We start from the raw sequence: 23,375 nt of genomic DNA on the forward strand, positions 1-23,375 counted from the left end.
GGTGGACGGCGTCGTGGCCGCCCTCGGGGGAGCCGATGGCCCAGGGCACGCCGACGTCGTCGGGGCCGGCGGAGAGGGTGTTGTTGCGGCCCTTGCGGAAGGTCGTGCCGATCGGGTGGATCGGGGGCAGGTAGACGACGTCGAAGCCCATCGCGGCGATCGCCGGCAGGCGGCGGGCGGCGGTGCGGAAGGTGCCGTGCGGCTGCTCGGGGGTGCCCTCGGAGCGGGGGAAGAACTCGTACCAGGACCCGAACAGCGCCCGTTCCCGCTCGACCAGCAGCGGCAGCGTCTCCGACGCCGTGATCAACTCCCGCAACGGATGGCGGGCCAGTACCGCGTCCACCTCCGGGGTGAGGGCCCCCGCCAGCCGGGTCGCCACCGGCAGCGAGTCGTCGCCGAGTGTCCGGGCCGCCCTGAGCAGCACCACGCGCTGCGGCCCCTCCGGCACCCCGGCCGCCGCGTGGGCGTACAGCTCGGCGCCCTCCTCCAGGACCAGACCGGTGTCGAGGCCGGCCGGCACCTTGATGCGGGCGGTGCGGCGCCAGGTGCTCACCGGATCGCTCCAGGCCTCGACACGGTACGTCCAGTGCCCCTCGACGTCCGGAGTGACCTCGGCGCCCCAGCGGTCGGTGCCCGGAGCCAGTTCCCGCATCGGCGTCCAGGGGCTGTGCCGGCCCTCCGGGTCGGTGAGGACGACGTTCGCGGCCACCGCGTCATGACCCTCGCGGAACACGGTCGCGGTGACCTCGAACGTCTCGCCCACGACCGCCTTCGCCGGGTGCCTGCCGGACTCGACGGCCGGGCGGACGTCCCGTACCGGGATACGGCCGATGACCGGGGTGGAACTCATGGGTCTCGCCTCCGTCGTGCTCGAGGCCGGGCGCTCAGCGCCCGGCCGGGGATCGAAGCCGCGTCGGAGGTGGCTACCTCCCCGCGGGGGAACCTTCCACGGATATCGGCAGAACCCGGCGGACGACGGCACTCGCCCGCGGCCGGTCGCCCTGCTCCTGGAGATACGCCACCACACTGGTCCGCAGATAGCGCTCGGCCGCGTCGGCCGCCTCACGCGCGCAGCGCTTGCCCAGCAGGACGCACAGCGTGTAGCCCGAGTCCTCGAAGGTGGCCCGGACGGTGCGGTCGCCAGGGGCGGCGAGCATCCGGCGCTCCCAGGCGCGGTAGCGCCGCAGTTGCCGGGCGACCTCGGCTTTGGCCGGTAGCAGCATGGCGACCTTTCGGGGGCGGGGGCGGACCCTGGGTACGCGAGATCCTCACTCATGGTGCACGGGTAACGACTCAGCGTCTTGTTGGATCTTCAACGACCCCATCGGTCGCTCGTGTTGCACGAATGGCGTAGCGCTCCCACTCTGAAGCGATAAGCGCTCACGCTCCGTTGTTCGGGGCCCGGCCCCGCGGGGGCCGGGAGGAGCGGGAGCTTCGCCGGTGAGGAGCCAACGACGATGAAGACCGCAGTGCCCTGCTACTACCACCTCGACGTGGAGGTCAGCCCCGAACGGGTCGGGCAGGTCAGGCGCATCCTGGCCGCCCATCTCCGGCTCTGGGAACTGGAGACCCTGGTCGAGCCCGTCTGCCGCAGTGCCGGACTGCTGCTCGAGGCCATCGACGAGCACGCGACGGACAAGAACACCTCGATCGAGCTGTGGTGGAACGGCCAGCACCTCATCACCGCCGTCGCCGAGCACGACAGCGACCTGCGCCCGGACCTGGATCTGCGCGGCTGCCTGGAACGCATCGCCGCGACCAGCGACGGCTGGGGCTGTTGCGCCACGGACACCGGCAGCAAGGTCATCTGGTTCACCCAGCGCGCCCGCTCCGGCGAGAGTGTCCCGCTGGTCCCGACGGCCCCCGTGCCCCGGCTGCGGGAGGTGCTCCAGGTGCCGCGCGCGGTGCCGGTCCCGGCCCTGGCCGCCGGCGGGCGCTGACGGTGCCGGTGTCCAGGAGGAAGCCGTACCGGAACGACGGGACAGGGGTGTGCGCCTGGAGCGGCCACCCCTACCCGCTGGGCGCCGTGTTCGACGGCGAGGGAACCAACTTCGCGCTGTTCAGCGAGGTCGCCGAGCGCGTCGAACTCGTCCTGGTCGACGAGCGGGGCGCCCACACCGGCGTCCCGCTGACCGAGGTCGACGGCTTCGTCTGGCACGGCTTCGTGCCGGGCGTCGGGCCCGGACAGCGGTACGGCTATCGCGTGCACGGGCCCTGGCAGCCCGAGCTCGGCCACCGCTGCGATCCGTCGAAGCTGCTCCTGGACCCGTACGCCGAGGCGGTGGACGGACAGACGGACAACCACCCCTCGCTGCGCACCCCCGGTGCCGACAGCGCCGGGCACACCATGCTCGGCGTGGTCACCGACCCGGCCTTCGACTGGGGCGAGGACCGGCCGCCGCGCCGCCCCTACGCCGACAGCGTGATCTACGAGACCCACGTCCGCGGACTCACCCGCACCCACCCCGACGTGCCGCCCGAACTGCGCGGCACCTACGCCGGTCTCGCCCACCCCGCGGTCGTCGAGCACCTGACCTCCCTCGGGGTGACCGCCGTCGAGCTGATGCCGGTGCACCAGTTCGTGCACGACGGCGTGCTCCAGGACCGGGGCCTCACCAACTACTGGGGCTACAACACGATCGGCTTCTTCGCGCCCCACAACGCCTACGCCGCCCACGGCACCCGCGGGCAGCAGGTCACCGAGTTCAAGGCGATGGTGAAGGCGCTGCACGCGGCCGGGCTCGAAGTGATCCTCGACGTGGTCTACAACCACACCGCCGAGGGCAACGAGAAGGGCCCCACGCTCTCCTTCCGGGGCATCGACAACGCCTCCTACTACCGCCTGGTGGACGGCGACTGGGGCCACTACTACGACACCACCGGCACCGGCAACAGCCTGCTGATGCGGCACCCCTACGTCCTCCAGTTGATCATGGACTCGCTCAGGTACTGGGTCACCGAGATGCACGTGGACGGCTTCCGGTTCGACCTCGCGGCCACGCTGGCCCGGCAGTTCCACGAGGTGGACCGGCTCTCGGCGTTCTTCGACCTCATCCAGCAGGACCCGGTGATCAGCCGCGTCAAGCTGATCGCCGAGCCGTGGGACGTTGGGGAGGGCGGCTACCAGGTGGGCAACTTCCCGCCGCTGTGGTCGGAGTGGAACGGCAGATACCGGGACGCCGTACGGGACTTCTGGCGCGCGGAACCCGGTTCGCTCGGCGAGTTCGCCTCCCGGCTGACCGGCTCCTCCGACCTCTACCAGCACAGCAGGCGCCGCCCGCGCGCCAGCGTCAACTTCGTCACCGCGCACGACGGTTTCACCCTGCGCGACCTCGTCTCGTACAACGACAAGCACAACGAGGCCAACGGCGAGGGGAACCGGGACGGGGAGAGCAGCAACCGGTCCTGGAACTGCGGCACCGAGGGCGAGACGGACGACCCGGCGATCCTTGGACTCCGTGCCCGTCAGCAGCGCAACTTCCTCTCCACGCTGCTGCTTTCGCAGGGCATCCCCATGCTCGGCCACGGCGACGAACTCGGCCGCAGCCAGCGCGGCAACAACAACGCCTACTGCCAGGACAGTGAAGTCTCCTGGATCGACTGGCGGTTGAGCGACGACCAGCGTGAACTCGTCGACCTCACCCGGAAGCTGATCGGACTGCGGGCCGCCCATCCCGTCCTGCGCAGGCGCCGGTTCTTCCGCGGCGAGACAGTGACGCACGCGGGGCAGCGGCTGCCCGACCTGGTGTGGCTGCTGCCGGAGGGCCGGGAGATGGCCGAGGAGGACTGGCTGCGCTCCGACGCCCACGCGGTCGGCGTCTTCCTCAACGGTGACGCCATCGCCGAATCCGACCCGCGCGGACGCCGGGTGGTCGACGACTCGTTCCTGCTCCTGCTGAACAGCCACTGGGAACCGGTCGACTTCCTGCTCCCGGACCTCGCCTACGGCGAACGCTGGACGACGCTCGTCGACACGGCCGAACCCCAGGGAGCGGACGAGGCGGAGCACAAGGCCGGCACGGGCATGACGGTCGAAGCCCGCAGCCTGGTCCTGCTGTCCCGGCCGCCGACGGTCACGGACGAGGCGAACCCTCCTCGGCGTCGAGCGCGCCGAGCGCCCCGAGCAGCGGGGTGACATAGCCGGACGCCGTGGAGGCGCCGGTCGACAGGACGACGGCCTCGCAGTCCGGGCCGAAGCCGATGACCGCGCCGGGACCGGGATGGGCCTCGGGGAGCGTGTAGCCGAGATCCCTCATGAACGGGACGATCCTCTCCCACCGTTCCGGGGTGTGCCCGGGCAGCCGGTTGTTGACGCTGACCATGTTGAGCACGCGCCCGCCCTCGTCGTACGTCGGCGTGAACATGAACAGCCTGCGCTGCCGGTCCGCCTCCCGGACCCGCGCCAGCTCCCACGCCAGGCCCTCGGACACGTGCACCGCGACGACGATGCAGCGCGACCGGGGCATCAGGTCGAGGAACACCTGCTCCCAGGTGCCGTCCTCGCCCCAGTTCCGGGAGGCTCCCTCCCGGGGTACGCGGTCGGCGGGGTCGCCCAGGGCGACGAAGGGGCCGACCCGGTCGTTGAGTTCGCGGCTCAGAAACTTCTCGACGGTCTGGAAGGCCTCGAAGCGGTCCTCGGTCAGCCGCCTGGCGGTCCGCTGCGCGCGGTTGAGCCCCTCGGGCAGCTCCTTGCGGGAGAAATAGACGGACTCCCGGCCGAAGGTGCGCAGAAAGAGCACGGGCGGCCGCGGGTCCTCGCTCAAGGTCTGGTCGGCCGTGGGCAGTTCACTGCGCCGCCGCATCCACTCGGCCCAGGAGGCCGCCACACCGAACAGCAGCACCAGCCGGATGCCGGAACCCCAGGGGAGGCCACCGAACACGGAGAGCGCCAGTGAACCCAGCGCGCACATGCCCGCGAGCGTCGACACCAGCCCGAACGGTGTCCTGGGCCGTCGTGGTCCGAACCGCCTGCGCCTTGCCATGAGAAACCCCCGTACGGTGCGTGTCCACCCGGCTCAAGCGTCCTCGGCCGGATCGCCGCCGCGCACCGCAAAGGGCCCCGAATACAGGGGTGTTGATGCGTGCGGGGGAGTCGCCGGGTGTGCGATCGGCGTAGTTCCGGCTCATCCGGGACTCAGCGCGCGCACCCTTTGGAACGCTCGTCGTGACAGCGGTTCGACACGGGTCGTGACAGCGGCTGGACACAGGGGGAGAGCGGAGATGGACCGGTATCGCAGGGGGTGGACAGCGGCTGCCGTGTGCGGGGTGCTGATGCTCGGGGGATGCTCCGCCGGAGGGGACGGCGACTCGCCGTTCGGTGACGTCAGCTCCTCCTCGGAGGAGACCGGGGTGGAGCCCACCCGGTCGAGTCCTGACGATGTACCGGACGGCGACGTCGGCTGGCAGGCGGAGACCGAGGACGCCGTGGCCGTCGTGGACACCTTCTGGGCGACCCACTGGAACGACCACTTCACCGGTGCCTACGAGTCCCCTCAGGTGTTCGGCGCCTACCGGGCGGGCAGCCCGGACGCACCGGGCTGCGGCGGTGAACCGGCCCTCCCGGGCAACGCCTTCTACTGCACCGACGGGGACTTCCTGGCCTGGGACGCCCAGTTGATGGCGGACGGTTACCGCAGCGGGGACTCCTGGGTCTACCTGGTCGTCGCCCACGAGTGGGGGCACGCCGTGCAGAACCGGGTGCTCGGTCTCAGCGACGTGGCACAGGAACTCCAGGCCGACTGCCTGGCCGGAGCGACCCTCTTCGGATCGGAGGACCTCCGGTTCGAGGAGGGCGACACCGACGAACTCGCGGCGGCGCTGGCCGCGCTGGCCGACGACACGCCGTGGACGAACTCCTCGGACCACGGCGACGCCAACGAACGCATCTCGTCGTTCGCCGCCGGCGGGCGGGGTGGAGTGGAGGCGTGCATGCCGACGGAGTGAGGCGGCGCGAGCCGGGCCACAAACCGCGCGAGCCGGGCCATGTATTGCCGTTACCGCTCCCGGTGGGACGTCACCGTGAACAGGGCCCCGTCCGGGTCCCGGAGCACCGCCTCGTCGCCGGTCTGGGACAGCACGCCGCCGCCGTGGGTCTCCGCGGCCTTGGCGCAGGCCGCCACGTCCGTGACCGTGAAGTGGACCTGCCAGTGCGGGCGGATCGTGGGGTCGGGGGCCGAGCCCAGCGCGCCCGACTCGATCCGGGCCACCACGTCGCCGCCGCTGCGCAGCACCACCTCGCCGCCCTCGTAGCGGACCTCGCAGCAGCCGGGGCGCTCCGAGGCCCAGTCGAAGACCTCGCCGTAGAAGATCGCCGCGTCGAAGGCGTCACGGGTGCGCAGCCGGACGAAGGCGGGCTGGGCGCTGCGCCACCCCTCCCAGTTGGCGACGAGCTCGCCCTCCCAGATGCCGAAGCCCGCGCCGTCGCCGTCGGCCAGGAGGGCCGCCCGGCCCGGCGGGAAGGAGAGCGGGCCGACCGCCAGGGTGCCGCCGCGTTCCTGTACCCGGGCCACCGCCTCGTCCGCGCTGGGCACCGCGAAGTACGGCGTCCACGCCACCGCCATCTGCCACATCGAGGCCACCGCCGCGATCCCGGCGACCGGGGTGCCGTCCGCGAGCGCGACCCGGAAGCGGTCCCCGAGCTTCGCCGGCTTCCACTCCCACCCCAGCACGGCCCCGTAGAACGCCTCCGTGGCCTCCTGGTCGCGACTGGTCAGGCTCACCCAGCAGGGGGCGCCGAACACATGGTGCGTGGAGACGACCTCGGCGGTCGCGGTGGGCTGTCTCGGGTCGTGGTTCATGGCAGTCGCGTCCTGCTCTCGTCGGCCGGCGGCCACCGGGTCGGGCCTCAAGTGTCCGTCCGGAACCGCCGCGGGCGCCTGCCGAGTACCCCGGGGGCGGCACCGAAACGGTGGCGTGTCCGCCCTCCCTCGGGGTGGCGTGGACCCGTCCGGGTGACAGGATGGACGGGTGCCAGGCGAACCGAACGAACCCGAGGACGAGTCGGACCGGATCTTCGAACTTCAGGGGGAGGTCGACCAGCTCAAGGAAGCGATCGCCTCCCACGCGGTCGTGGACCAGGCCATCGGCATGGTCGTCGCGCTCGGCAGGGTCACCCCGGACGAGGGCTGGCAGGTACTGAAGGACGTCTCCCAGCGCACCAACATCAAACTGCGCAACGTGGCGGAACTGATCCTCATCTGGGGACGGTCCGGCGAGATCCCCGCCGGAATCCGGGCCGAACTCCAGGAGGCCCTGGAGCGCCGCGGCCCGACCCAGATCCCGGAGGCGCCGCCGGAGTGACGGCGCCCGCGGGGGTCAGCCGGCCTCGGACAGCGCCTCCTCGGACAGCACCTCCCCGCGCAGCCGGTCGAAGCAGGTGCTGAGCAGCCGCGAGACGTGCATCTGCGAGATGCCCAGCTCCTCGGCGATGCCGCTCTGGGTCATCCCCCGGAAGAAGCGCAGGTAGAGGATGGTGCGCTCGCGCTCGGGCAGGGCTTCGAGACAGGGCCTGACGGCCACCCGGTCGACGACCACGTCGTAGCCGGGGTCGGTCCCGCCGAGCGCGTCGCCCAGGGCGTAGCCGTCGGTGCCCGGCATCTCGGCCTCCAGCGACAGCGCCGAGAAGCACTCCAGGGCCTCCGTGCCGGTGCGCACCTCGTCCTCCGTGAGCTGGGCCCGTTCGGCGATCTCGGCCGTGGTGGGCGACCGGCCGGGGATGGTCGCCGAGAGTTCCTTGGAGGCCTGCCGGACCCGGTTGCGCAGGTCCTGGACCCGGCGCGGCACGTGCAGCGTCCACATGTGGTCGCGGAAGTGCCGCTTGATCTCACCGGTCACGGTCGGCACCGCGTACGCCTCGAAGGCGCTGCCGCGTGCCGGGTCGTAGTGGTCGACGGCCTTGACGAGCCCGAGGGCGGCCACCTGGTAGAGGTCGTCGAGGGACTCTCCGCGACCCCGGAAACGGACGGCGATCCGCTCGGCCATGGGCAGCCACAGCTCGACCAGCTCGTCGCGCAGTGCCTTGCGCTCCGGGCCGTCGGGCAGCCGCGCCAAGCGCTCGAACGCCGCGTTGGTGTCGGGGGCGTCGTCGTGCGGATGGGGCTTCGTTTGGGTGGCGACGGTCATGTCGCGCACCTCCCTGAGCGGGTGCTGAAAGGACAGACACCGTGGGAGGCGCGCGCACTCGGACCCTCGCGAGGGGACATCCGGGGCCCGCTCGGCGGGCTCCCACGGACGTGCCTCCTGTCCGAAGCACTTCTCTGCGAATGCCCGCTATCGGGTGAAATCAAACAGAAACCCGTCTATGTGCTTGACTCGCCCTTGGTCGAGATACCTCTGACACAGAGCTAATCTCGACGATGTGGACGAGGAGACCTTCCCGCAAGAGCTGGCCGACGCACTGGTCGGCGTCCAGCGGCTGCTCAGGCGCAGACTGCGCGCCGGACTGACCGTGCCGCGGCTGCGCGGCGCCGAGGTCGAACTGCTGCGCCTGGTCGAGTCCCGGCCCGGCATCGGCGTGTCCGACGCCGCCAAGGAGCTGTACCTGGCCGGGAACTCCGTATCGACCCTGGTCAACCAGCTGGTCAAGGAGGGCCACCTGGTCCGCGAGACCGACCCCGCCGACCGGCGTGCCGCCCGGCTGCTGCTCACCGAACAGGCCGAGGCGCGGCTCAGGGACTGGAAGCAGCGGCGCGTCGCACTCGTCGAACGCCAGGTCGCCCGACTGGACGCGGCCGACCAGGAGGCCCTGCGCGCCGCGCTCCCCGCCCTGCGCGCGCTCGCCGTCAACCTGCACGAGGAGGCCGAGGAGTCATGACACCCGAAGCTGTTTCCTGCACCGGGCTCGCCTACGCCTTCGGCGACACGAAGGCCGTGGACGGGCTCGACCTCACCGTCGGGGAGGGCGAGGTCTTCGGACTGCTCGGCCCGAACGGCGCGGGCAAGACCACCGCCATCCGCTGCATCACCACCCTGCTCCCGGTCCCGGCCGGCATGATCCACGTCTTCGGCCGCGACACCGCCGCCGACCCGATGGCCGTACGGCGCCTGCTCGGCTACGTACCGCAGCAACTGTCCGCCGACGCGAACCTCACCGGCCGGGAGAACGTCACCCTGTTCGCCCGCGTCTTCGACGTGGCCCGCAAGGAGCGCGCCGCACGCGTCGGCCAGGCCCTCGCCGCGGTCGACCTCACCGACGCCGCCGACCGGCTCGCCGGCACCTACTCAGGCGGCATGGTCCGCCGCCTCGAACTCGCCCAGGCCCTGGTCAGCGCGCCCCGGCTGCTCATCCTCGACGAGCCGACCATCGGCCTCGACCCGATCGCCCGCACCGGGGTGTGGGAGCACATCAACGCCGTACGCGAGGCGACCGGCATGACCGTCCTCGTGACCACCCACTACATGGACGAGGCCGACCAGTACTGCGACCGGGTCGGCCTCATGCACCGCGGCCGTATCCGCGCCCTCGGCACCCCCGAAGAACTCCGGCGGGGCCTTGCCGAGAAGCGGGGCACCGACACCCTGCCGACCCTGGAGGACGTCTTCCGGGACGTCGCCGGCAGTGGACTCGAAGACGAGGGAGGGGATTTCCGCGATGTCCGAAGCACCCGCCGCACCGCGAACCGTGTCGGCTGACGCGAGCTCCATCAGCCTGCTGCTGCGCCCGCCGGAGCCGCGCGCGGGCTGGCGCCTGCTGCCCGCCCGGGTGGTGGCGATGTGCGCCGTGGAACTCCAGAAGCTCAGCCACGACCGCACCGAGCTCTACACCCGCGCCGTCCAGCCCGCCCTGTGGCTGCTGATCTTCGGCCAGACCTTCACCCGCATCAAAGCGATCCCCACCGAGGGCATCCCCTACATCGACTACCTGGCGCCCGGCATCATCGCCCAGTCCGCGATGTTCATCGCCATCTTCTACGGCATCCAGATCATCTGGGAGCGGGACGCGGGCATCCTCAACAAGCTCCTCGTCACCCCCACCCCGCGCTCGGCGCTGACCACCGGCAAGGCCTTCGCGGCCGGTGTGAAGTCGCTGATCCAGGCCGTCGTCGTCATCCTCATCGCCGCGCTCCTCGGCGTCTCCCTGACCTGGAACCCGCTCAAGCTCCTGGCCGTCGGGGCGATCGTCATCCTCGGCTCGGCGTTCTTCTCCTGCCTCTCGATGACCATCGCCGGCATCGTGCTCAGCAGGGACCGGCTGATGGGCATCGGACAGGCCATCACCATGCCGCTCTTCTTCGGCTCCAACGCCCTCTACCCGCTGTCCGTGATGCCGGGCTGGCTCCAGACGGTCAGCAAGGTGAACCCCCTCAGCTACGAAGTCGACGCCCTGCGCGGCCTCCTGCTGGGCACCCAGCATCATCTGGCGCTCGACTTCGCGGTGCTGGCCGTCGCCGCCGCACTCGGCATCACCGCGGCCTCCTCCCTCCTCGGCCGTCTGGCCCGCTGATCATGCGTGGGCGACGTGATGTGCGGCACGCCGGTGGAAGGGTTTTTCCGGCCGTCTGGCGGATTCTGCCTGCGCACGGCTTGATCACTGATCAAAGGGGGTGAATTCCCTGGCCACAGCGCATTCCGCTCATTTGACAGTGCATTGAGCACACAGATAGGAAGCAGCTCTCTGAGGTCGAAGAGGTGCACTGTGTACGAGCCGAACGTGGTCGGGGACTGGCAGGAGTACGACGAGCATGCCGGTCTGCGGGTCCGCGTCCACCGTCTGGAGGCGGCCGAGCCCCCGCGTGGACGCGACGACGCCGCCGAAGGGCTCACCTACTTCAGTGTCCGGGTGACCGTCGAGAACCGCGGCGCGCTGCACCCCACCGTCCATCTGGAGGACGGCCAGATCGACGTGCGGATCGGCTCCGAAGGCGAGAGCGCGTTCATCGACTGGCGCAACTCGCAGTTCATCGAGGGCTTCGACGTCTACCCGCTGCGCCGCGCGACCGCCGTGCTGTTCGCGGCGGGACCGGAGACCACCCTCGACCAGATCGACGTACAGATCCAGCTGCGCGTCGACGACGACTGGGCCGACCGCCGGCTGTGGGCCGGCGGCATCGGACTGGACGAGGGAACCGCGCACCCGGCCGCGGGCCGTGAGGGACTGGCCTGCCAGGTCAGCAACTTCCTGCGGGACCAGGCCGAAGAGGGCACCGCCTGACGGTCAGTGCGGGATGCCGTCGATGAGCTCGCGGGCCCCCTGCCGCAGCAGTGCCACGGCGACCGAGGTGCCCAGCGTGGCCGGATCCAGTCGGCCCGCCCACTCGTGGGCGTTCAGCCGGGTCTTGCCGTCCGGGGTGAACACACAGGCCCGCAAGGACAGTTCGCCGGTGTGGTCCACGCGCGCGTACCCGGCGATCGGGCTGTTGCAGTGACCCTGGAGGACGTGCAGGAACATCCGCTCCGCGGTCGCCTCACGGAAGGTGTCAGGGTCGCCCAGCGCGCTGACCGCGTCGATGAGTTCGGTGTCGCCCTCCCGGCACTGGAGCGCGAGGATGCCCGCGCCGATCGGCGGCATCATCGTCTCGGGGGAGAGGATCTCGCTGATCACGTCCTGGCGGCCGATGCGGTCGAGCCCGGCGACCGCGAGCAGCAGCGCGTCCGCGTCACCCGCCTCCAGCTTCGCCAGCCGCCGGTTGGCGTTGCCGCGGAACGGCACGCACTCCAGATGCGGATGGGTCGCGGACAGCTGCGCCACCCGGCGCACCGAGGAGGTGCCGATCCGGGTGCCCGCAGGAAGCTCGTCCAGGGTCAGCCCACCCGGGTGGATCAGGGCGTCCCGGATGTCGTCCCGCTTGAGGAACGCCGCGAACGTGGTGCCCGCCGGGAGCGGACGGTCGGCCGGTACGTCCTTCACGCAGTGCACCGCGAGATCCGCCTCGCCGGCCAGCAGCGCGGCGTCGACCTCCTTGGTGAACGCGCCCTTGCCCTCGACCTTGGACAGGTCGCCCATCCACTTGTCGCCGGTCGTCTTCACGGGCACGACCTCGGTGCGGACACCGGGGTAGAGGGCCGCCAACTCGGCGCGGACACGCTCCACCTGGGCCAGCGCCATCGGCGAGTCACGGGAGACGACACGGATCAGTTCCGGGAGGGACATGCGGGACACGATAGACCCTGCGGCAGGTCAGTGTTCGACGCTCACGGAGTCGCGGGACTTCTGAGGGGGGTCTTGCGGGTTCGGCCGCGCCAGCACCACCAGGGCCCCTACAGTCAGGAGCCCCCCTGCCAGAAACGCGCCGCGCGTCCCGGCCGACGGCAGCAGCGCACCCCCGAGCAGGGCACCGGCGGCCACGCCCACGTTGAACGCCGCCGAGTTGGCGGCCAGAGCCGTCTCGGTCCGCCCCGGAGCGACCAGCAGCACCTGGCTCTGCGTCGCCATGAACACCGGCCCCACCGAGGCCCCGAGCAGCATCAGCAGCACGACGGTCGCCACCTGACTGCTCCCGCCCGCGTACAGCCCGAGCAGGGCCGCGGCCTGTCCCGCCACCGGCACGGCCAGCGTGGCCCGCGGACACCGGTCGAGGAGCGGACCGGCCACCGTGACCCCGGCCAGGCCCGCCGCGCCGAACGCCAGCAGCACGGCGCTCACCGCGTCCCGGCCGAAACCGCTCACCTCGTCCAGGAAGGCCGTGATGTACGTGAACCCGGTGAACGCCCCCGTCACCGACAGCGCCGTGGTGGCCAGCACGACCAGGAACCGGCGCCGGTCGGGGGCGGCGCCGTACGCCGAGTGACTCTCCTGCGGGCGCGAGGTCGGCAGCAGCACGGCCACCGCGACCAGCGCCACCACGGCGAGCGCGCCGAGCACCGCGAACGGCACCCGCCAGCCGCTGTGCCCGCCCAGCCAGGTGCCCGCCGGCACCCCGGCCACCGTGGCCAGCGAACCGCCGACCGACAGCAGCCCGATGATCCGGCCCCGCCGCCGAGGCGGGAACAGCCCTACCGCGACCGGCCCCATCACCGCCCAGAACAGCGCCTGCGCGAGTGCCGTCGCCACCCGGGCGGCCAGCAGCAGGCCGTACGACACCGCGGTGAGCGCCGAGAGCCAGCTGGCCACCGCGAGCACCGCGAGGAGGCCGGTCATCAGATACCGGCGCGGCACCGACCGGGTGGTGTGGGCGAGCGGCAGCGAACCGACGGCGACCGTCAGGCCGTAGCCCGTGACCAGCGCGCCCACCGCCGCGAGGGAGACCCGCAGGTCGTCCGCCATCAGGGGCAGCAGGCCCACGGGGAGGTTCTCGGTGGTGTTGAAGGTGAACGCCGCCAGCATCAGCGCCGCGACGACGGTGGCCCTGCGCCAGGGGGCCGGAGACGCGCTGTCCATCCGACTGCCTTCCGGGGGAGGTGAAGAGGGACGGCCAGCGTGCTGCGGCGCGGCGTACGGCTCTACTCTTTCGGTCCAGGACGAATCCCCCCTCGCCGCCAGGGAGTTACGCCGTGCCGCTGACCCTGCGCCTCGGGAACGACGACCTCAGACGGAGCCGGTTCGCCGTCTCCCCGCTCTGCCAGACCCACGAGGCGCTGCGCATGCTGCGCCGACCCGCCGGGCACGGCTACCACCGGGCCTGGCTACGGCGTACGGCACCCGCCGTCACCGGGCTCGACCTGTCCCCGCTGTGGCTGTTCATCCGTCCGTCCGGGGGCTACACACCGGACTTCCTGGGCCCGCCGCCCGAGCATCCGAATCCCCGCTTCGAGGACGAACTGGCCCGAGTGCGCGCCACCGATCCGGCCCTCGCCCACGCCGAGATGACCCGCTCGCTGGCCTGCGCGCCGGGGCTCGCGGAGTCGCCGCGCGGCCGGGCCGCCCTGGACGACCCGGCCGCGACCGTACGACGCCTCGCCGACCTCACCGAACAGGCCTGGCGGGCGCTGGTCGCCCCGGACTGGCGGCGCCACCGGGCCGTGCTGGAGGCCGACATCGCGCACCGCTCCCGGCAGGTCGCGGACGCGGGCCTGGACGCCCTGTTCACCGGACTGCACCCCGACGTCGACTGGGCCGACGGCAGCCTCACCCTCCCCGTGCGCGGCGACATGGCGGACGCCCAACTCGCCGACGGGCGGGGCGTGTTGCTGATGCCGAGCGTGTTCGTCTGGCCGGACGTGGTGAGCGGCTTCGCCCGCCCCTGGCAGCCGACGGTCATCTATCCCGCGCGCGGGATGCGCGGACTCCACGACGACGAGGTGCCGCGCCCGCCGGAGGCCCTGGCCCGGCTGCTCGGGAGGCAGCGCGCCGCGCTCCTGGCCGGACTCGACGACCCCGCCTCCACGACCGGCCTGGCCCGCCGCCACGGCCTCGCCCCGTCGACCGTCTCGGCCCATCTGGCGGTCCTGCGCGAGGCCGGGCTGCTCGGCTCACGCAGGCAGGGCCACCATGTGCTGTACGGGCGGACCCCGCTGGGCGACGCGCTGGTCTCCGGCGCCTAGACCAGCGGTTCGCTGAGCTCGACCGAGCGCAAGGCTGCCGCCAGGGCCTGCTCGTCACCGACGTCCAGGGCCGTGTCGGTCAGCTTGATGACATGCTCGTCGCCGTGGGCGAGGGCACGCTCCACGACCTCCTCGGGAGCGAGGCGCGCGGGCGGTGCGTAGGCGACGGCCTCCACCGGCGCGTACATCGCGGTGACCGCGGCCGACGCCGACCAGGCCGCGTGCAGGCTCGGCGCCCACAGGTCGCGGGGGAGCGAATCCAGCGCCCGCAGCACGGCGTTGGGGGCGGTCGCCGCGTGGACGAGCATGGTCGGCTCACCGTGCCCGTGCGTGGCGTAGCGGTGGGTGGCGGCGCGGACGAGCTCGGTCAGCCGCTCCTTCGCGAGATCCGGGTCGGTCACCTCGTCGGCCCAGACGGGCAGTCGCCGTACGGCCGCCAGACGGTTCCGGAACCCCAGGTGCCCCGGCCCGATCGCGGGTACGGCGTCCAGGGCCCCCGCCGCGCTCGGCGCGCCCGGCAGCGCCACGAGGCCGGTCACGGGCTGGTGCCGGGCCGCCCAGTAGCCCAGCGCGTGGGCGAGTTCGGTGACCCGGGGCGCGTTCTCCTCGGCCTCCAGGGCGCGGACGGCGTGGCCCACCCGGATCACCGTGTGCGTGGCCCCGCCGTACAGGCCCGGCAGCAGCCGCGGCCACCATACGGCGAGGACGTCCCGCCAGGGCCGCTCGCCGAGGGTGCGGGAGAAATGGTCCGTCCAGTCCGCGATGCGGCGCGGATCGCCCAGTGCCGAGCGCCAGTTGTCGTCCGTGACGGGCTCCGTGCGGTCGGGGAAGTCCTCGAGGCGGTCCTGGTAGAGGTCCAGCCACCGGTGCACCGAGCCCGCCCGCCCATGTGTGGCGAGCGCCTCGACGACCATGGGCGCGTGGTTGGTGAGCCAGCCCTCGTGCTCCGGGCCGGACGCGTGGACGCGTTCCAGGGCCTCTTCGAGGTACCCGCTCGTCTCGCTCGTGTCGGTCGTGTCCATGCACAGGACGCTATGCCGGACACCGGCCGGCCTGGATCGGGCGCGGGGCGGAAGCCGCGGGTACCTGGGTCCTAGGTCCCGCGCCCGATCACTGTGCCGGGTCAGGCGTTGGGGTCGAAGGAGATCCCCGAGGGCTTCGCCGACGTCAGGTGGGCCGCGAAGTTCGCGTCCTTGAGGCCGAAGTTGGCGCTGCCGAAGTCGTACGCGCTCAGCTTGTCGCGCAGAGCCGTCGACGGGTAGCCGTTCCAGCCGACCAGCGGCGGGTACTGCCAGGTGCCCTTGGCGTTCTCCGGCGGCTCGTCGTTGGAGTTCGCCAGCCGGAAGCAGTGCGTGCTGATGCCGTCCTTGTGGTACACGATCTTGGCGTGCGTGCCGTCGAAGCGGACGGCGGAGGCGGCGCTCACGGTGAACGAGCCGTGGTTGGACGTCGACACGTACTGGACCGCGCCGTTCTGCACCCAGATCACGACGTGCTCCCAGTCGTGCCGGTGCCCGCCGATGCTGCTGTTCGCGAGGGCCTGGTCCTTCTCGAAGTACAGGCCGTACATGTACGCGCACCAGCCGTTGTTGCACTTGTAGCGCGAGTACGTGTTGGTGTTGTCCAGGTCCGAGAGGTCGTGGCAGTCGCCGCTGAGCGAACCCGTCGGCTTCAGACCGCCGTTGATGGTGCCGTCGGGGCCGATGGCGGTCGACGAGTAGCAGCCGTCCGTGTCGTAGTCGAAGGCCGGCTGGTAGGTGTACTCGGCGGTCTCGGCGTTGCTGGGCAGCGCGGCGGGCGGGGCGGCGAACGCGGCCGAGGGGAAGGCCACGACGAGCGCGGCGGCGCCGGCAAGGCCGGTGAACCATCTCGCGCGGTGCTTCTTGAACGACGGTGACGACACTGCGTCCTCCTCGTGGTCCGGGCGCAGCCCAACGGCTGTGGGGTTACTGGGGAGTTCAGCTTCCCCGCTTTTCATGTCCGCGCCAAGAGGTTGAAGGCGTCACTCCGGTTACGGGTCGCCCAATATTCGGATCATGGGGGCGTGTCGGGGAGTTCGGCAGAGGACTCCTCCGGCGCGAGGTCCGGGCGCAGCCGCAGCCACGACGGCTGACGCAGCAACCCCGCCCGGGTGCGGGTGCTGTAGCGGACCTCGCCCACCAGCCGGGGCAGCACCCAGCGCGCCCGCGGGACCGCCGGGACCGGGTCGAACGGGCACGACTCCGCCGTCAACGCGGCCAGCAGCACGGCGAGTTCGGCCCGCTCCGGCTCGCTCCAGCCGGTGCCCACATTGCCGATGTACCGCAGCCGCTCTCCGGCCCGCTGCCCCACGAGCACCGCGCCGGGCAGGCCCGTGAGCCGTCCCTTGCCCGGCAGCCAGCCGCCCACGACGACGTCCTCGCTGCGCAGGTTGCGGATCTTGATCCAGGACCGGGACCGCACCCCCGGCTCGTACACCGAGTCGAGCCGCTTGCAGACCAGGCCCTCCAGACCGTGCTCACGGGTCGCCCGCAGCGCCTGCTCGCCATGACCGACCAGCGCGGCGGGCGTCGACCAGTGCGGACCGGTGAGCTCCAGGTCCTCCAGCTGAAGGCGCCGCTGTGCGTAGGGAAGGCGGAGGAGGGAGTGGCTGCCCAGGTGCATCAGGTCGAACAGCACGAGGTGTACGGGCGCCTCGGCCGCCCGACGCGCCGCCCTGCCGGGCGCGTGGGCCAGCCCCATGCGCGGTTGCAGCAACTGGAAGTCCGCGCGCCCCTGTTCGTCCAGCGCCAGGATCTCCCCGTCCAGCACCGCGGGCAGAGGCCCGAGCACCGCGCCCAGCTCACGCAGCTCCGGATAGGCACCGGTGATCTCCTCCCCGGACCTGGCGCGCAGCACGACATCGCCGTCCCCGGTGAGGGAGACCACCACCCGCTGGCCGTCCTGCTTGGTCTCATAGGCCCAGCGCGCGTCCTGCGAGGCGGGCGGCAGCGTGCCGGGCGTGGCCAGCATGGGGCGGATCGAGGGGAGCGTCACGGGTCAGTTGTCGACACGGGTATCTACCGCCACGCGTCGCGAGTGCGGGTTTCCCCTGAACGGGCGGCGGGTGAAGGGCCGTCAGGCGGCGTGCGGCGGGGGAGAGGGGCGGAGGGGGGCGGAGGTGGTCCGACATGAGTCGGTGCGGCGGCGGGGCGCCCTCGCGGGCGGACGGCCCCCTGGGGCGGCCCGGCCTCAGACGATCCCTCCGTTCGCCCGCAGCACCTGCCCGTTGACCCAGTGACCGGCCGGGCTCACCAGGAACGCCACCACGTTGGCGATGTCCTGGGGCGTCCCCAGGCGCTCCAGCGGAGGCTGTGCGGCCAGGCGGGCGACCGTCTCCTCGTCCTTGCCGTCGAGGAACAGGTCGGTGGCGGTGGGGCCGGGGGCGACGGCGTTGACGGTGACGTCGCGACCGCGCAACTCCCGGGCGAGGATCAGGGTGACGGCCTCGACCGCGCCCTTGCTGGCCGCGTAGGCACCGTAGCCGGGGAAGGCCAGCCCGACGACCGAACTGGAGAGGTTGACGAGGGCGCCCCCCGGGCGCAGCCGGCGCGCGGCCTGCTGGTCGACGACGAAGGTGCCGCGGATGTTGGTGCGGTACAGCGCGTCGAGATCGCCGAGGTCCAGATCCGCGATCGGGGACAACGGCATCCGGCCCGCGGAGTGCACCACCACGTCGACACCGCCGTACGTGGCCTCCGCCAGGTCGAACAGGGCGGCCACCTCGGTCTCGTCGGCGACGTCCGCGCGGGCGGCGTACGCGGTGCCGCCGGCCTCCTCGACGGCGCGCACGGTCTCGTCGGCCGCCTCCTTGTTGCCCGCGTACCCGACGACGACCGCGAACCCGTCGGCGGCGAGCCGCTCGGCGATCTGCCGTCCGATGCCGCGCGAGCCGCCGGTCACGATCGCGACACGCCGGTCCGTCCTGGGCTGAGTGGTCATGACTGCATCCTTTGTTAGCGCTGCTACGGCTGATTCGTATCGACGATAACATAGAATCGTAGCGACGATAACCCCTGGCTCGTATCGTCGCTACGAATGTCGTACCGTGGGGGCATGGATGCGAGGGAAAAGATCCTGGAGGCGGCCACCGAGCTGCTGGCGGGTGCGTCGGCCGCCGATGTCTCCACGCGCGCGGTGTGCGAGAAGGCCGGGGTGGGGGCGCCGATGCTCTACCGGCTCTTCGGCGACAAGGCCGGGCTGCTGGCCGCCGTGGTCGACCGGGGGTTCGAGCAGTACCTCGCGTCCAAGCGGGCGGCACGCCCCGGCGAGGACCCGGTGGCGGATCTGCGGAGCGGCTGGGACACCCATATGCGGTTCGCGCTGGAGCACCCCCACCACTACCGCCTGATGTACTCGCCCGAGCTGACCGTGCCCCCGGCCGCCGCCCAGGAGGCGCACGACCTGCTGCACGGCATCCTGGAGCGCTGCGCGGCCGAGGGGCGCCTCACCGTGCCGCCCGCGCTCGCCACCCAGATGATCATGTCCGCCAACGTCGGGGCGGCGCTGTCCGCGCTCACCAGACCCGAGCAGTACGCCGACGCGAAGTACTCGCAGCGGCTGCGGGACGCGGTGCTGGACTCGGTGACCCGGCCCGCCGGCACCGCCGAGGACGCCGGTGCAGCGCGTGAGGGGAGTTCCGTGCCCGTCGCGGCCGCCACGCTGGCAGCCAGGCTGCGCGCCGACCTGCCGCCGACGTTCACGCCTGCCGAGTCGGCCCTGCTCCAGCAGTGGCTGGAGAAGCTCACCGACCGCTGAGACGAAACCGGCCGTTGCGGCGTCACCGACCGTCCAGACGTCACCTGGGCGTCAGCTGAGGCGTCAGCGGCCGTCCGGCGGCAGCGCCTGCACCAGGCCCGACTGGTACGCCATGACGACGAGCTGGGCGCGGTCCCGGGCGCCCAGCTTCGTCATCGCGCGATGGACGTGGGTGCGGACGGTCAGCGGGCTGACGAAGAGCTTCTCCGCGATCTCCTCGTTGGAGTGCCCCTCGGCCACCCAGGCCATCACCTCGCGCTCCCGGCTGGTGAGACCGGTGAGGTCGTCGGAGGAGGCGAGCCGGGTCCCCAGTCCCGGAGTAGCCAGGAACCGGGTGATCAGGGTGCGGGTCGCGCCGGGGGAGAGCAGGGAGTCACCGGAGGCCACGGTCCTGATGCCGGACAGCAGGGCCTCGGCGGTGACGTCCTTGCCGAGGAAACCGCTGGCTCCGGACCGCAGCGCCTGAGCGACGTACTCGTCGATCTCGAACGTGGTCAGGATCAGTACCCGTGTGTCGGTCAGCTCCACGTCCGCGCAGATCACCGACGTGGCGGTCAGGCCGTCGGTGCCCGGCATCCGGATGTCCATCAGGATGACGTCCGGCCGGTGCAGCCGGGCGAGGTCGACCGCCTCGGCACCGTCGGTGGCCTCCGCGACCACCTCCATGTCCTCACAGGAGTCGATGAGGATCCGGAAGGTGGCCCGCAGCAGGGCCTGGTCGTCGGCGAGGAGTACGCGGATGGTCATGGGGTCCGTTCTTGACGTTCCGGAGCGGTGGGGGACCGGCGCAGCGAGGGTCGGCCCGCCACGCCCGGCCGGCCGGAGCCGGGATGGCCCTCGCCGGCGGACACGAAGCCACCGGACACGAAGCCACCGGACGTGAAGCCACCGGACGTGAACCCGCCGGACCCCGAGCCCCCGGACCCGGAGCCGCCCGACGCGAGCTCCGGCAACCGCAGCGCGGACGTCAGCGCGACGACCGTACGGACGTGGTCGTCGGCGTAGCGCCGCAAGGGGATGCTCATCGGGTCTCCGGTCGTGTCCTGGAACCATGGTGGCCGATGCCCGCCAGGTCGGCCGCCGCACCGGTCCCGGCGGAGCGGTGCCGCCGCCCGGGTCCGGGCCCGGCCGCCTCCCCAGTCTTCCGGGTGCCGGGTGCGCTCGTCGTCGTACGGCTGCCGACAATCGCCGCTACTCGGGACGCAGTACACGGCTGGGTCCGGGTCATCCCCGGGCAGGACACGAACGCCGACGGCCGCCGCCCGGACGGGCCCGGTGGCGGGGCGCCCGGTGGGAGGGCGACCGTCAGGCGGGCCCGGCGACGGAGCGGCGGCCGTCGGGCGGGAGTGTCAGCGTCCCGAAGGTGTCCCCGCCGCCGTCCCCGCGGCGACCGGCGCCGGGCCGGGCTCGGCCACGGCGGCGCGTGGACGCGGGATGAAGGAGGCGATGGCGAAGGCGAGCAGCGCGGCACCCGCGCCGATCGCCATGACGGTCTTGAAGCCGTTCTCGGACGGCAGCGCGTAACCGCCGAGGTCGATGGTCATCTGGGCCAGCACGACACCCGCGAGGGCACTCGCCGTGGACGTACCGATGGACCGCATCAGGGTGTTGAGGCTGTTCGCGGCCGCCGTCTCCGAGGCGGGCACGGCACCCATGATGAGCGCGGGCATGGAGCCGTACGTGAACCCGATGCCGGCGCCGATCACGCAGGAGACCAGCACCAGGTGCCAGACCTCGGACATCAGCACGATGTTCAGGCCGTAGCCCGCGGCCACGATCAGCGCGCCGATCATCAGCGTCACCTTCGGGCCCTTGGCCTTGGAGACCGCCGCCGAGACCGGTGCCAGGGCCATCATCACCAGACCGGAGGGGGCCATGACCAGACCGGCGGTCAGCAAGGACTTGCCCAGGCCGTAACCCGTCTGAGTGGGCAGCTGGAGCAGCTGCGGCAGGACCAGGGACATCGCGAACATCGAGAAGCCGATCGCGATCGACGCGAGGTTGGTGAACAGCACCTGGCGGCGGGCGGTGGTGCGCAGGTCCACCAGCGGCTGCTCGGTGCGCAGTTCGAAGAAGCCCCAGGCCAGCAGGACGATCACGGCCGCGGCGAACAGACCGAGCGTGGTGCCGCTGGTCCAGCCCCAGTCGGCGCCCTTCGAGACGGCCAGCAGGAGCGAGACCAGGCCCACGGCCATGCCGACCGCGCCGATTGCGTCGAACCGGCCGCCGGTGCGCACCCGGGACTCCGGCACGAACGCCATCACCAGGGCGACGGCTATCGCGCCCATCGCGGCCGAGGCCCAGAACAGGACGTGCCAGTCGAAGTTGTCCGCGATCAGCGCGGCGGTCGGCAGACCGAGGGCGCCGCCGACCCCGAGGGAGGCACTCATCAGCGCGGTGGCCCCGGCCAGCCGCTCGGCGGGCAGCTCGTCGCGCATGATGCTGATGCCGAGCGGGATGACACCCGAGGACAGACCCTGCAGGGCACGGCCCACGATCATCGGGACCAGCGCGTCGCTGAGCCCGCAGACCACCGATCCGAGCACCAGCATCACACCGCTGACCAGCAGCATCCGGCGCTTGCCGAACATGTCCCCGAGACGTCCGACGACCGGGGTGGCCACGGCCGCCGCGAGCAGGGTCGCCGTGACCGCCCAGGCGGTGTCCGAGGCCGGGGCGTCCAGCAGCTTCGGCAGTTCCGGCACGATCGGGATGACCAGGGTCTGCATCAGCGAGACGACGATTCCGGCGAAGGCCAGCACCGCCACCACGGCGTTCGGCCGGGGCGGGGCCGCGGTGCCCGCGTCGGCGGATCTGGCGGGAGCGTCGGACATGAAGGAGCCTCCAGGACGGGGAGCGGGGCCGGGAACTCGGCCGAAGTTAAGTCAGGTGCTTGACTTAGCTTACTGGGCCCGGATGTCCTGACCGTGCAGCGATCGCCGGAGCCGAGGAGGACCCATGTCCTGGAGCGAGCGCCAACCGTCACTTGCCTACCCCCTGCGCCGCGGGCCGGTGCTGGAACCCCCCGAGGAATGGGCCGCCCTGCGGCAGAAGTGCCCCGTCGCCCGGGTGACCCTGCCCAGCGGCGACGAGGCGGCCCTGCTGACCCGCTACGAGGACGTACGCCAGGTGCTCGCCGACGGCCGCTACAGCCGCCGGCTGACCGCGCACGACGCCGCCCGCATCGCCGACCACGAGTCCGGCGGGGTCTTCGGCAGCGACATGGCGGCCGCCCTCCCCGACGGCGGCGAGGCCCACCGGCGCTGGCGGCGGCTGGTGGGACGGTGGCTCACCGCCGAACGCGTGGCCGCCCTGACACCCCGCATCGAGGCGAGGACCGAGCGGCTCGTCGAGGACATGGTGGCGTACGGCCCGCCCGCCGACCTGCGGGCCCGGCTGGCCTTCCCGCTTCCGGTGTGGGTCATGTGCGAGCTGCTCGGCGTCCCCGCCGCCGACCACGACCGCTTCGCCCGCTGGTCCGACACCCTCCTCAACCTGACCCGCTGCACCCAGGAGGAGTACGACTGCGCCCAGGACGACTTCGTCGACTACCTCGGGGCACAGGTCCACGCCCGTCAGGAGGAACCCACCGACGACCTGCTCGGCGCGCTCGTCACCACCCGGGACGGCGACGGCCGCCGGCTGTCCGAGCGGGATGTCGTCTTCACCGGCCAGGCCCTGCTGGTCGCGGGACACGAGACCACCATGAACGTCATCGCGAAGATGGTCGCCCTCCTGCTCGCCGACCGGCGCCACTGGGAGCGGCTCCTCGCCGACCGCTCCCTGGTGCCGAGCGCCGTCGAGGAGGTGCTGCGCTTCGACGCCGAGCCCGGCCTCGGCATGCCGCGCTACCTCGCCGACGGGGCCGAGATCGCCGGCACCCTGCTGCCCCCGGGCACCACAGTGCTGTGCGACGCGGCGGCCGCGAACCGCGACGAGAGCGCCTTCGCCTGCGCCGCCGAGATGACGCTCGACCGCAGCCCCAACCCGCATCTGGCGTTCGGCGCCGGAGCCCGCTCCTGTCTGGGCCAGTCGCTGGCCCGCGCGGTGCTGCGCACCGTCCTCGACGTGCTGTTGCGTAGGCTTCCGTCCCTGGAACTCGCCGCACCGGCGGCGGACCTCAGGCGGCTCGAGGGACTGGCCGTCGGAGGGCTCAGTGAAGTCCCGGTGCGGTGGTGAGC

Annotated in this window: 25 protein-coding genes; 11 read left to right on the forward strand and 14 right to left on the reverse strand. The window is 72.2% G+C overall.

Annotated features, from left to right (window positions below):
- Positions 1 to 850 (reverse strand): maltotransferase domain-containing protein (locus tag G3I78_RS33655; protein ID WP_164431682.1); only part of this gene is annotated, 850 nt, incomplete at its 3' end.
- Between the two features lie 73 nt (positions 851 to 923).
- On the reverse strand, positions 924 to 1,223 hold the full coding sequence (locus G3I78_RS33660; protein ID WP_164431684.1) for a DUF5133 domain-containing protein: 300 nt from the start codon (positions 1,221 to 1,223) through the stop codon (positions 924 to 926).
- A gap of 234 nt (positions 1,224 to 1,457) precedes the next feature.
- Between G3I78_RS33660 and G3I78_RS33665 the strand changes: the two genes are divergently transcribed.
- Positions 1,458 to 1,940 carry a pep a2 gene (locus G3I78_RS33665; RefSeq protein WP_164431686.1) on the forward strand — a complete coding sequence of 161 codons (483 nt, stop codon included), beginning with the start codon at positions 1,458 to 1,460 and terminating at the stop codon, positions 1,938 to 1,940.
- 47 nt (positions 1,941 to 1,987) lie between these two features.
- Complete coding sequence (glgX, locus tag G3I78_RS33670; RefSeq protein ID WP_164431962.1) at positions 1,988 to 4,135, forward strand: glycogen debranching protein GlgX; 2,148 nt, start codon at positions 1,988 to 1,990, stop codon at positions 4,133 to 4,135.
- Here the strand turns inward: glgX and G3I78_RS33675 are convergent.
- Positions 4,074 to 4,928 (reverse strand): hypothetical protein, encoded by an 855-nt coding sequence (locus tag G3I78_RS33675; RefSeq protein ID WP_164431688.1) that lies wholly within the window; start codon positions 4,926 to 4,928, stop codon positions 4,074 to 4,076. The genes glgX and G3I78_RS33675 overlap by 62 nt on opposite strands.
- A 292-nt stretch (positions 4,929 to 5,220) precedes the next feature.
- Between G3I78_RS33675 and G3I78_RS33680 the strand changes: the two genes are divergently transcribed.
- Positions 5,221 to 5,943, forward strand: a complete 723-nt coding sequence (locus tag G3I78_RS33680) for a hypothetical protein (RefSeq protein ID WP_164431690.1) — start codon at positions 5,221 to 5,223, stop codon at positions 5,941 to 5,943.
- Positions 5,944 to 5,993: 50 nt separating this feature from the next.
- Here G3I78_RS33680 and G3I78_RS33685 read toward each other — a convergent pair whose 3' ends face one another.
- Positions 5,994 to 6,797: a VOC family protein gene (locus G3I78_RS33685; RefSeq protein WP_164431692.1), complete on the reverse strand. Its 804-nt coding sequence runs from the start codon at positions 6,795 to 6,797 to the stop codon at positions 5,994 to 5,996.
- A gap of 169 nt (positions 6,798 to 6,966) precedes the next feature.
- Here G3I78_RS33685 and G3I78_RS33690 point away from each other — a divergent pair, with 169 nt between their 5' ends.
- Complete coding sequence (locus G3I78_RS33690; protein ID WP_164431694.1) at positions 6,967 to 7,299, forward strand: ANTAR domain-containing protein; 333 nt, start codon at positions 6,967 to 6,969, stop codon at positions 7,297 to 7,299.
- Positions 7,300 to 7,314: 15 nt separating this feature from the next.
- Here G3I78_RS33690 and G3I78_RS33695 read toward each other — a convergent pair whose 3' ends face one another.
- Positions 7,315 to 8,121, reverse strand: coding sequence for a SigB/SigF/SigG family RNA polymerase sigma factor (locus G3I78_RS33695; RefSeq protein ID WP_164431696.1), 807 nt, complete (start codon positions 8,119 to 8,121; stop codon positions 7,315 to 7,317).
- Between the two features lie 235 nt (positions 8,122 to 8,356).
- Between G3I78_RS33695 and G3I78_RS33700 the strand changes: the two genes are divergently transcribed.
- The 4 genes from G3I78_RS33700 to G3I78_RS33715 all read left to right on the forward strand — a co-directional run bounded on the left by G3I78_RS33700 (position 8,357) and on the right by G3I78_RS33715 (position 11,149).
- A complete protein-coding gene (locus G3I78_RS33700; protein WP_164431698.1) occupies positions 8,357 to 8,812 on the forward strand; it encodes a MarR family transcriptional regulator in 456 nt (151 codons plus the stop codon).
- On the forward strand, positions 8,809 to 9,630 hold the full coding sequence (locus G3I78_RS33705; RefSeq protein WP_164431706.1) for an ATP-binding cassette domain-containing protein: 822 nt from the start codon (positions 8,809 to 8,811) through the stop codon (positions 9,628 to 9,630). The genes G3I78_RS33700 and G3I78_RS33705 overlap by 4 nt, the downstream gene beginning before the upstream one ends.
- A complete protein-coding gene (locus G3I78_RS33710) occupies positions 9,590 to 10,441 on the forward strand; it encodes an ABC transporter permease (protein ID WP_164431708.1) in 852 nt (283 codons plus the stop codon). The genes G3I78_RS33705 and G3I78_RS33710 overlap by 41 nt, the downstream gene beginning before the upstream one ends.
- Positions 10,442 to 10,633: 192 nt before the next feature.
- Positions 10,634 to 11,149, forward strand: coding sequence for a hypothetical protein (locus G3I78_RS33715; protein ID WP_164431710.1), 516 nt, complete (start codon positions 10,634 to 10,636; stop codon positions 11,147 to 11,149).
- A gap of 3 nt (positions 11,150 to 11,152) precedes the next feature.
- Here G3I78_RS33715 and hemC read toward each other — a convergent pair whose 3' ends face one another.
- Positions 11,153 to 12,088 (reverse strand): hydroxymethylbilane synthase, encoded by a 936-nt coding sequence (hemC, locus tag G3I78_RS33720; protein ID WP_164431712.1) that lies wholly within the window; start codon positions 12,086 to 12,088, stop codon positions 11,153 to 11,155.
- Positions 12,089 to 12,115: 27 nt separating this feature from the next.
- Positions 12,116 to 13,315, reverse strand: coding sequence for an MFS transporter (locus tag G3I78_RS33725; protein WP_164431714.1), 1,200 nt, complete (start codon positions 13,313 to 13,315; stop codon positions 12,116 to 12,118).
- Between the two features lie 113 nt (positions 13,316 to 13,428).
- Here G3I78_RS33725 and G3I78_RS33730 point away from each other — a divergent pair, with 113 nt between their 5' ends.
- Positions 13,429 to 14,418, forward strand: coding sequence for a winged helix-turn-helix domain-containing protein (locus G3I78_RS33730; protein ID WP_164431716.1), 990 nt, complete (start codon positions 13,429 to 13,431; stop codon positions 14,416 to 14,418).
- Here G3I78_RS33730 and G3I78_RS33735 read toward each other — a convergent pair.
- The 4 genes from G3I78_RS33735 to G3I78_RS33750 form a co-directional block, all read right to left on the reverse strand.
- On the reverse strand, positions 14,415 to 15,440 hold the full coding sequence (locus G3I78_RS33735; RefSeq protein WP_164431718.1) for a questin oxidase family protein: 1,026 nt from the start codon (positions 15,438 to 15,440) through the stop codon (positions 14,415 to 14,417). The two genes, G3I78_RS33730 and G3I78_RS33735, sit on opposite strands and share 4 nt — an antisense overlap.
- Positions 15,441 to 15,541: 101 nt before the next feature.
- A complete protein-coding gene (locus tag G3I78_RS33740) occupies positions 15,542 to 16,321 on the reverse strand; it encodes an NPP1 family protein (protein ID WP_164431720.1) in 780 nt (259 codons plus the stop codon).
- 131 nt (positions 16,322 to 16,452) lie between these two features.
- Positions 16,453 to 17,433: a non-homologous end-joining DNA ligase gene (ligD, locus tag G3I78_RS33745; RefSeq protein WP_164431722.1), complete on the reverse strand. Its 981-nt coding sequence runs from the start codon at positions 17,431 to 17,433 to the stop codon at positions 16,453 to 16,455.
- Positions 17,434 to 17,628: 195 nt separating this feature from the next.
- Positions 17,629 to 18,378 carry an SDR family oxidoreductase gene (locus G3I78_RS33750; RefSeq protein WP_164431724.1) on the reverse strand — a complete coding sequence of 250 codons (750 nt, stop codon included), beginning with the start codon at positions 18,376 to 18,378 and terminating at the stop codon, positions 17,629 to 17,631.
- 114 nt (positions 18,379 to 18,492) lie between these two features.
- Between G3I78_RS33750 and G3I78_RS33755 the strand changes: the two genes are divergently transcribed.
- Positions 18,493 to 19,194 carry a TetR/AcrR family transcriptional regulator gene (locus tag G3I78_RS33755; protein ID WP_164431726.1) on the forward strand — a complete coding sequence of 234 codons (702 nt, stop codon included), beginning with the start codon at positions 18,493 to 18,495 and terminating at the stop codon, positions 19,192 to 19,194.
- Positions 19,195 to 19,257: 63 nt separating this feature from the next.
- On the opposite strand, the gene G3I78_RS33760 is transcribed toward G3I78_RS33755, so the two are convergent.
- From G3I78_RS33760 to G3I78_RS33770, 3 genes are all read right to left on the reverse strand, one after another.
- Positions 19,258 to 19,941: a response regulator transcription factor gene (locus G3I78_RS33760; RefSeq protein ID WP_164431728.1), complete on the reverse strand. Its 684-nt coding sequence runs from the start codon at positions 19,939 to 19,941 to the stop codon at positions 19,258 to 19,260.
- Positions 19,938 to 20,219, reverse strand: a complete 282-nt coding sequence (locus G3I78_RS33765) for a hypothetical protein (protein WP_164431730.1) — start codon at positions 20,217 to 20,219, stop codon at positions 19,938 to 19,940. The genes G3I78_RS33760 and G3I78_RS33765 overlap by 4 nt, the downstream gene beginning before the upstream one ends.
- Positions 20,220 to 20,543: 324 nt before the next feature.
- A complete protein-coding gene (locus tag G3I78_RS33770; RefSeq protein WP_164431732.1) occupies positions 20,544 to 22,028 on the reverse strand; it encodes an MFS transporter in 1,485 nt (494 codons plus the stop codon).
- A 124-nt stretch (positions 22,029 to 22,152) separates the two neighbouring features.
- On the opposite strand from G3I78_RS33770, the gene G3I78_RS33775 reads away from it, so the two are divergent.
- Entirely contained in the window at positions 22,153 to 23,373 is a 1,221-nt protein-coding gene (locus tag G3I78_RS33775) for a cytochrome P450 (protein ID WP_164431734.1), read from the forward strand.
- Positions 23,374 to 23,375 lie beyond the last annotated feature (2 nt).

The sequence above is a fragment of the Streptomyces sp. SID13726 genome, assembly GCF_010548375.1.
Classification (GTDB): domain Bacteria; phylum Actinomycetota; class Actinomycetes; order Streptomycetales; family Streptomycetaceae; genus Streptomyces.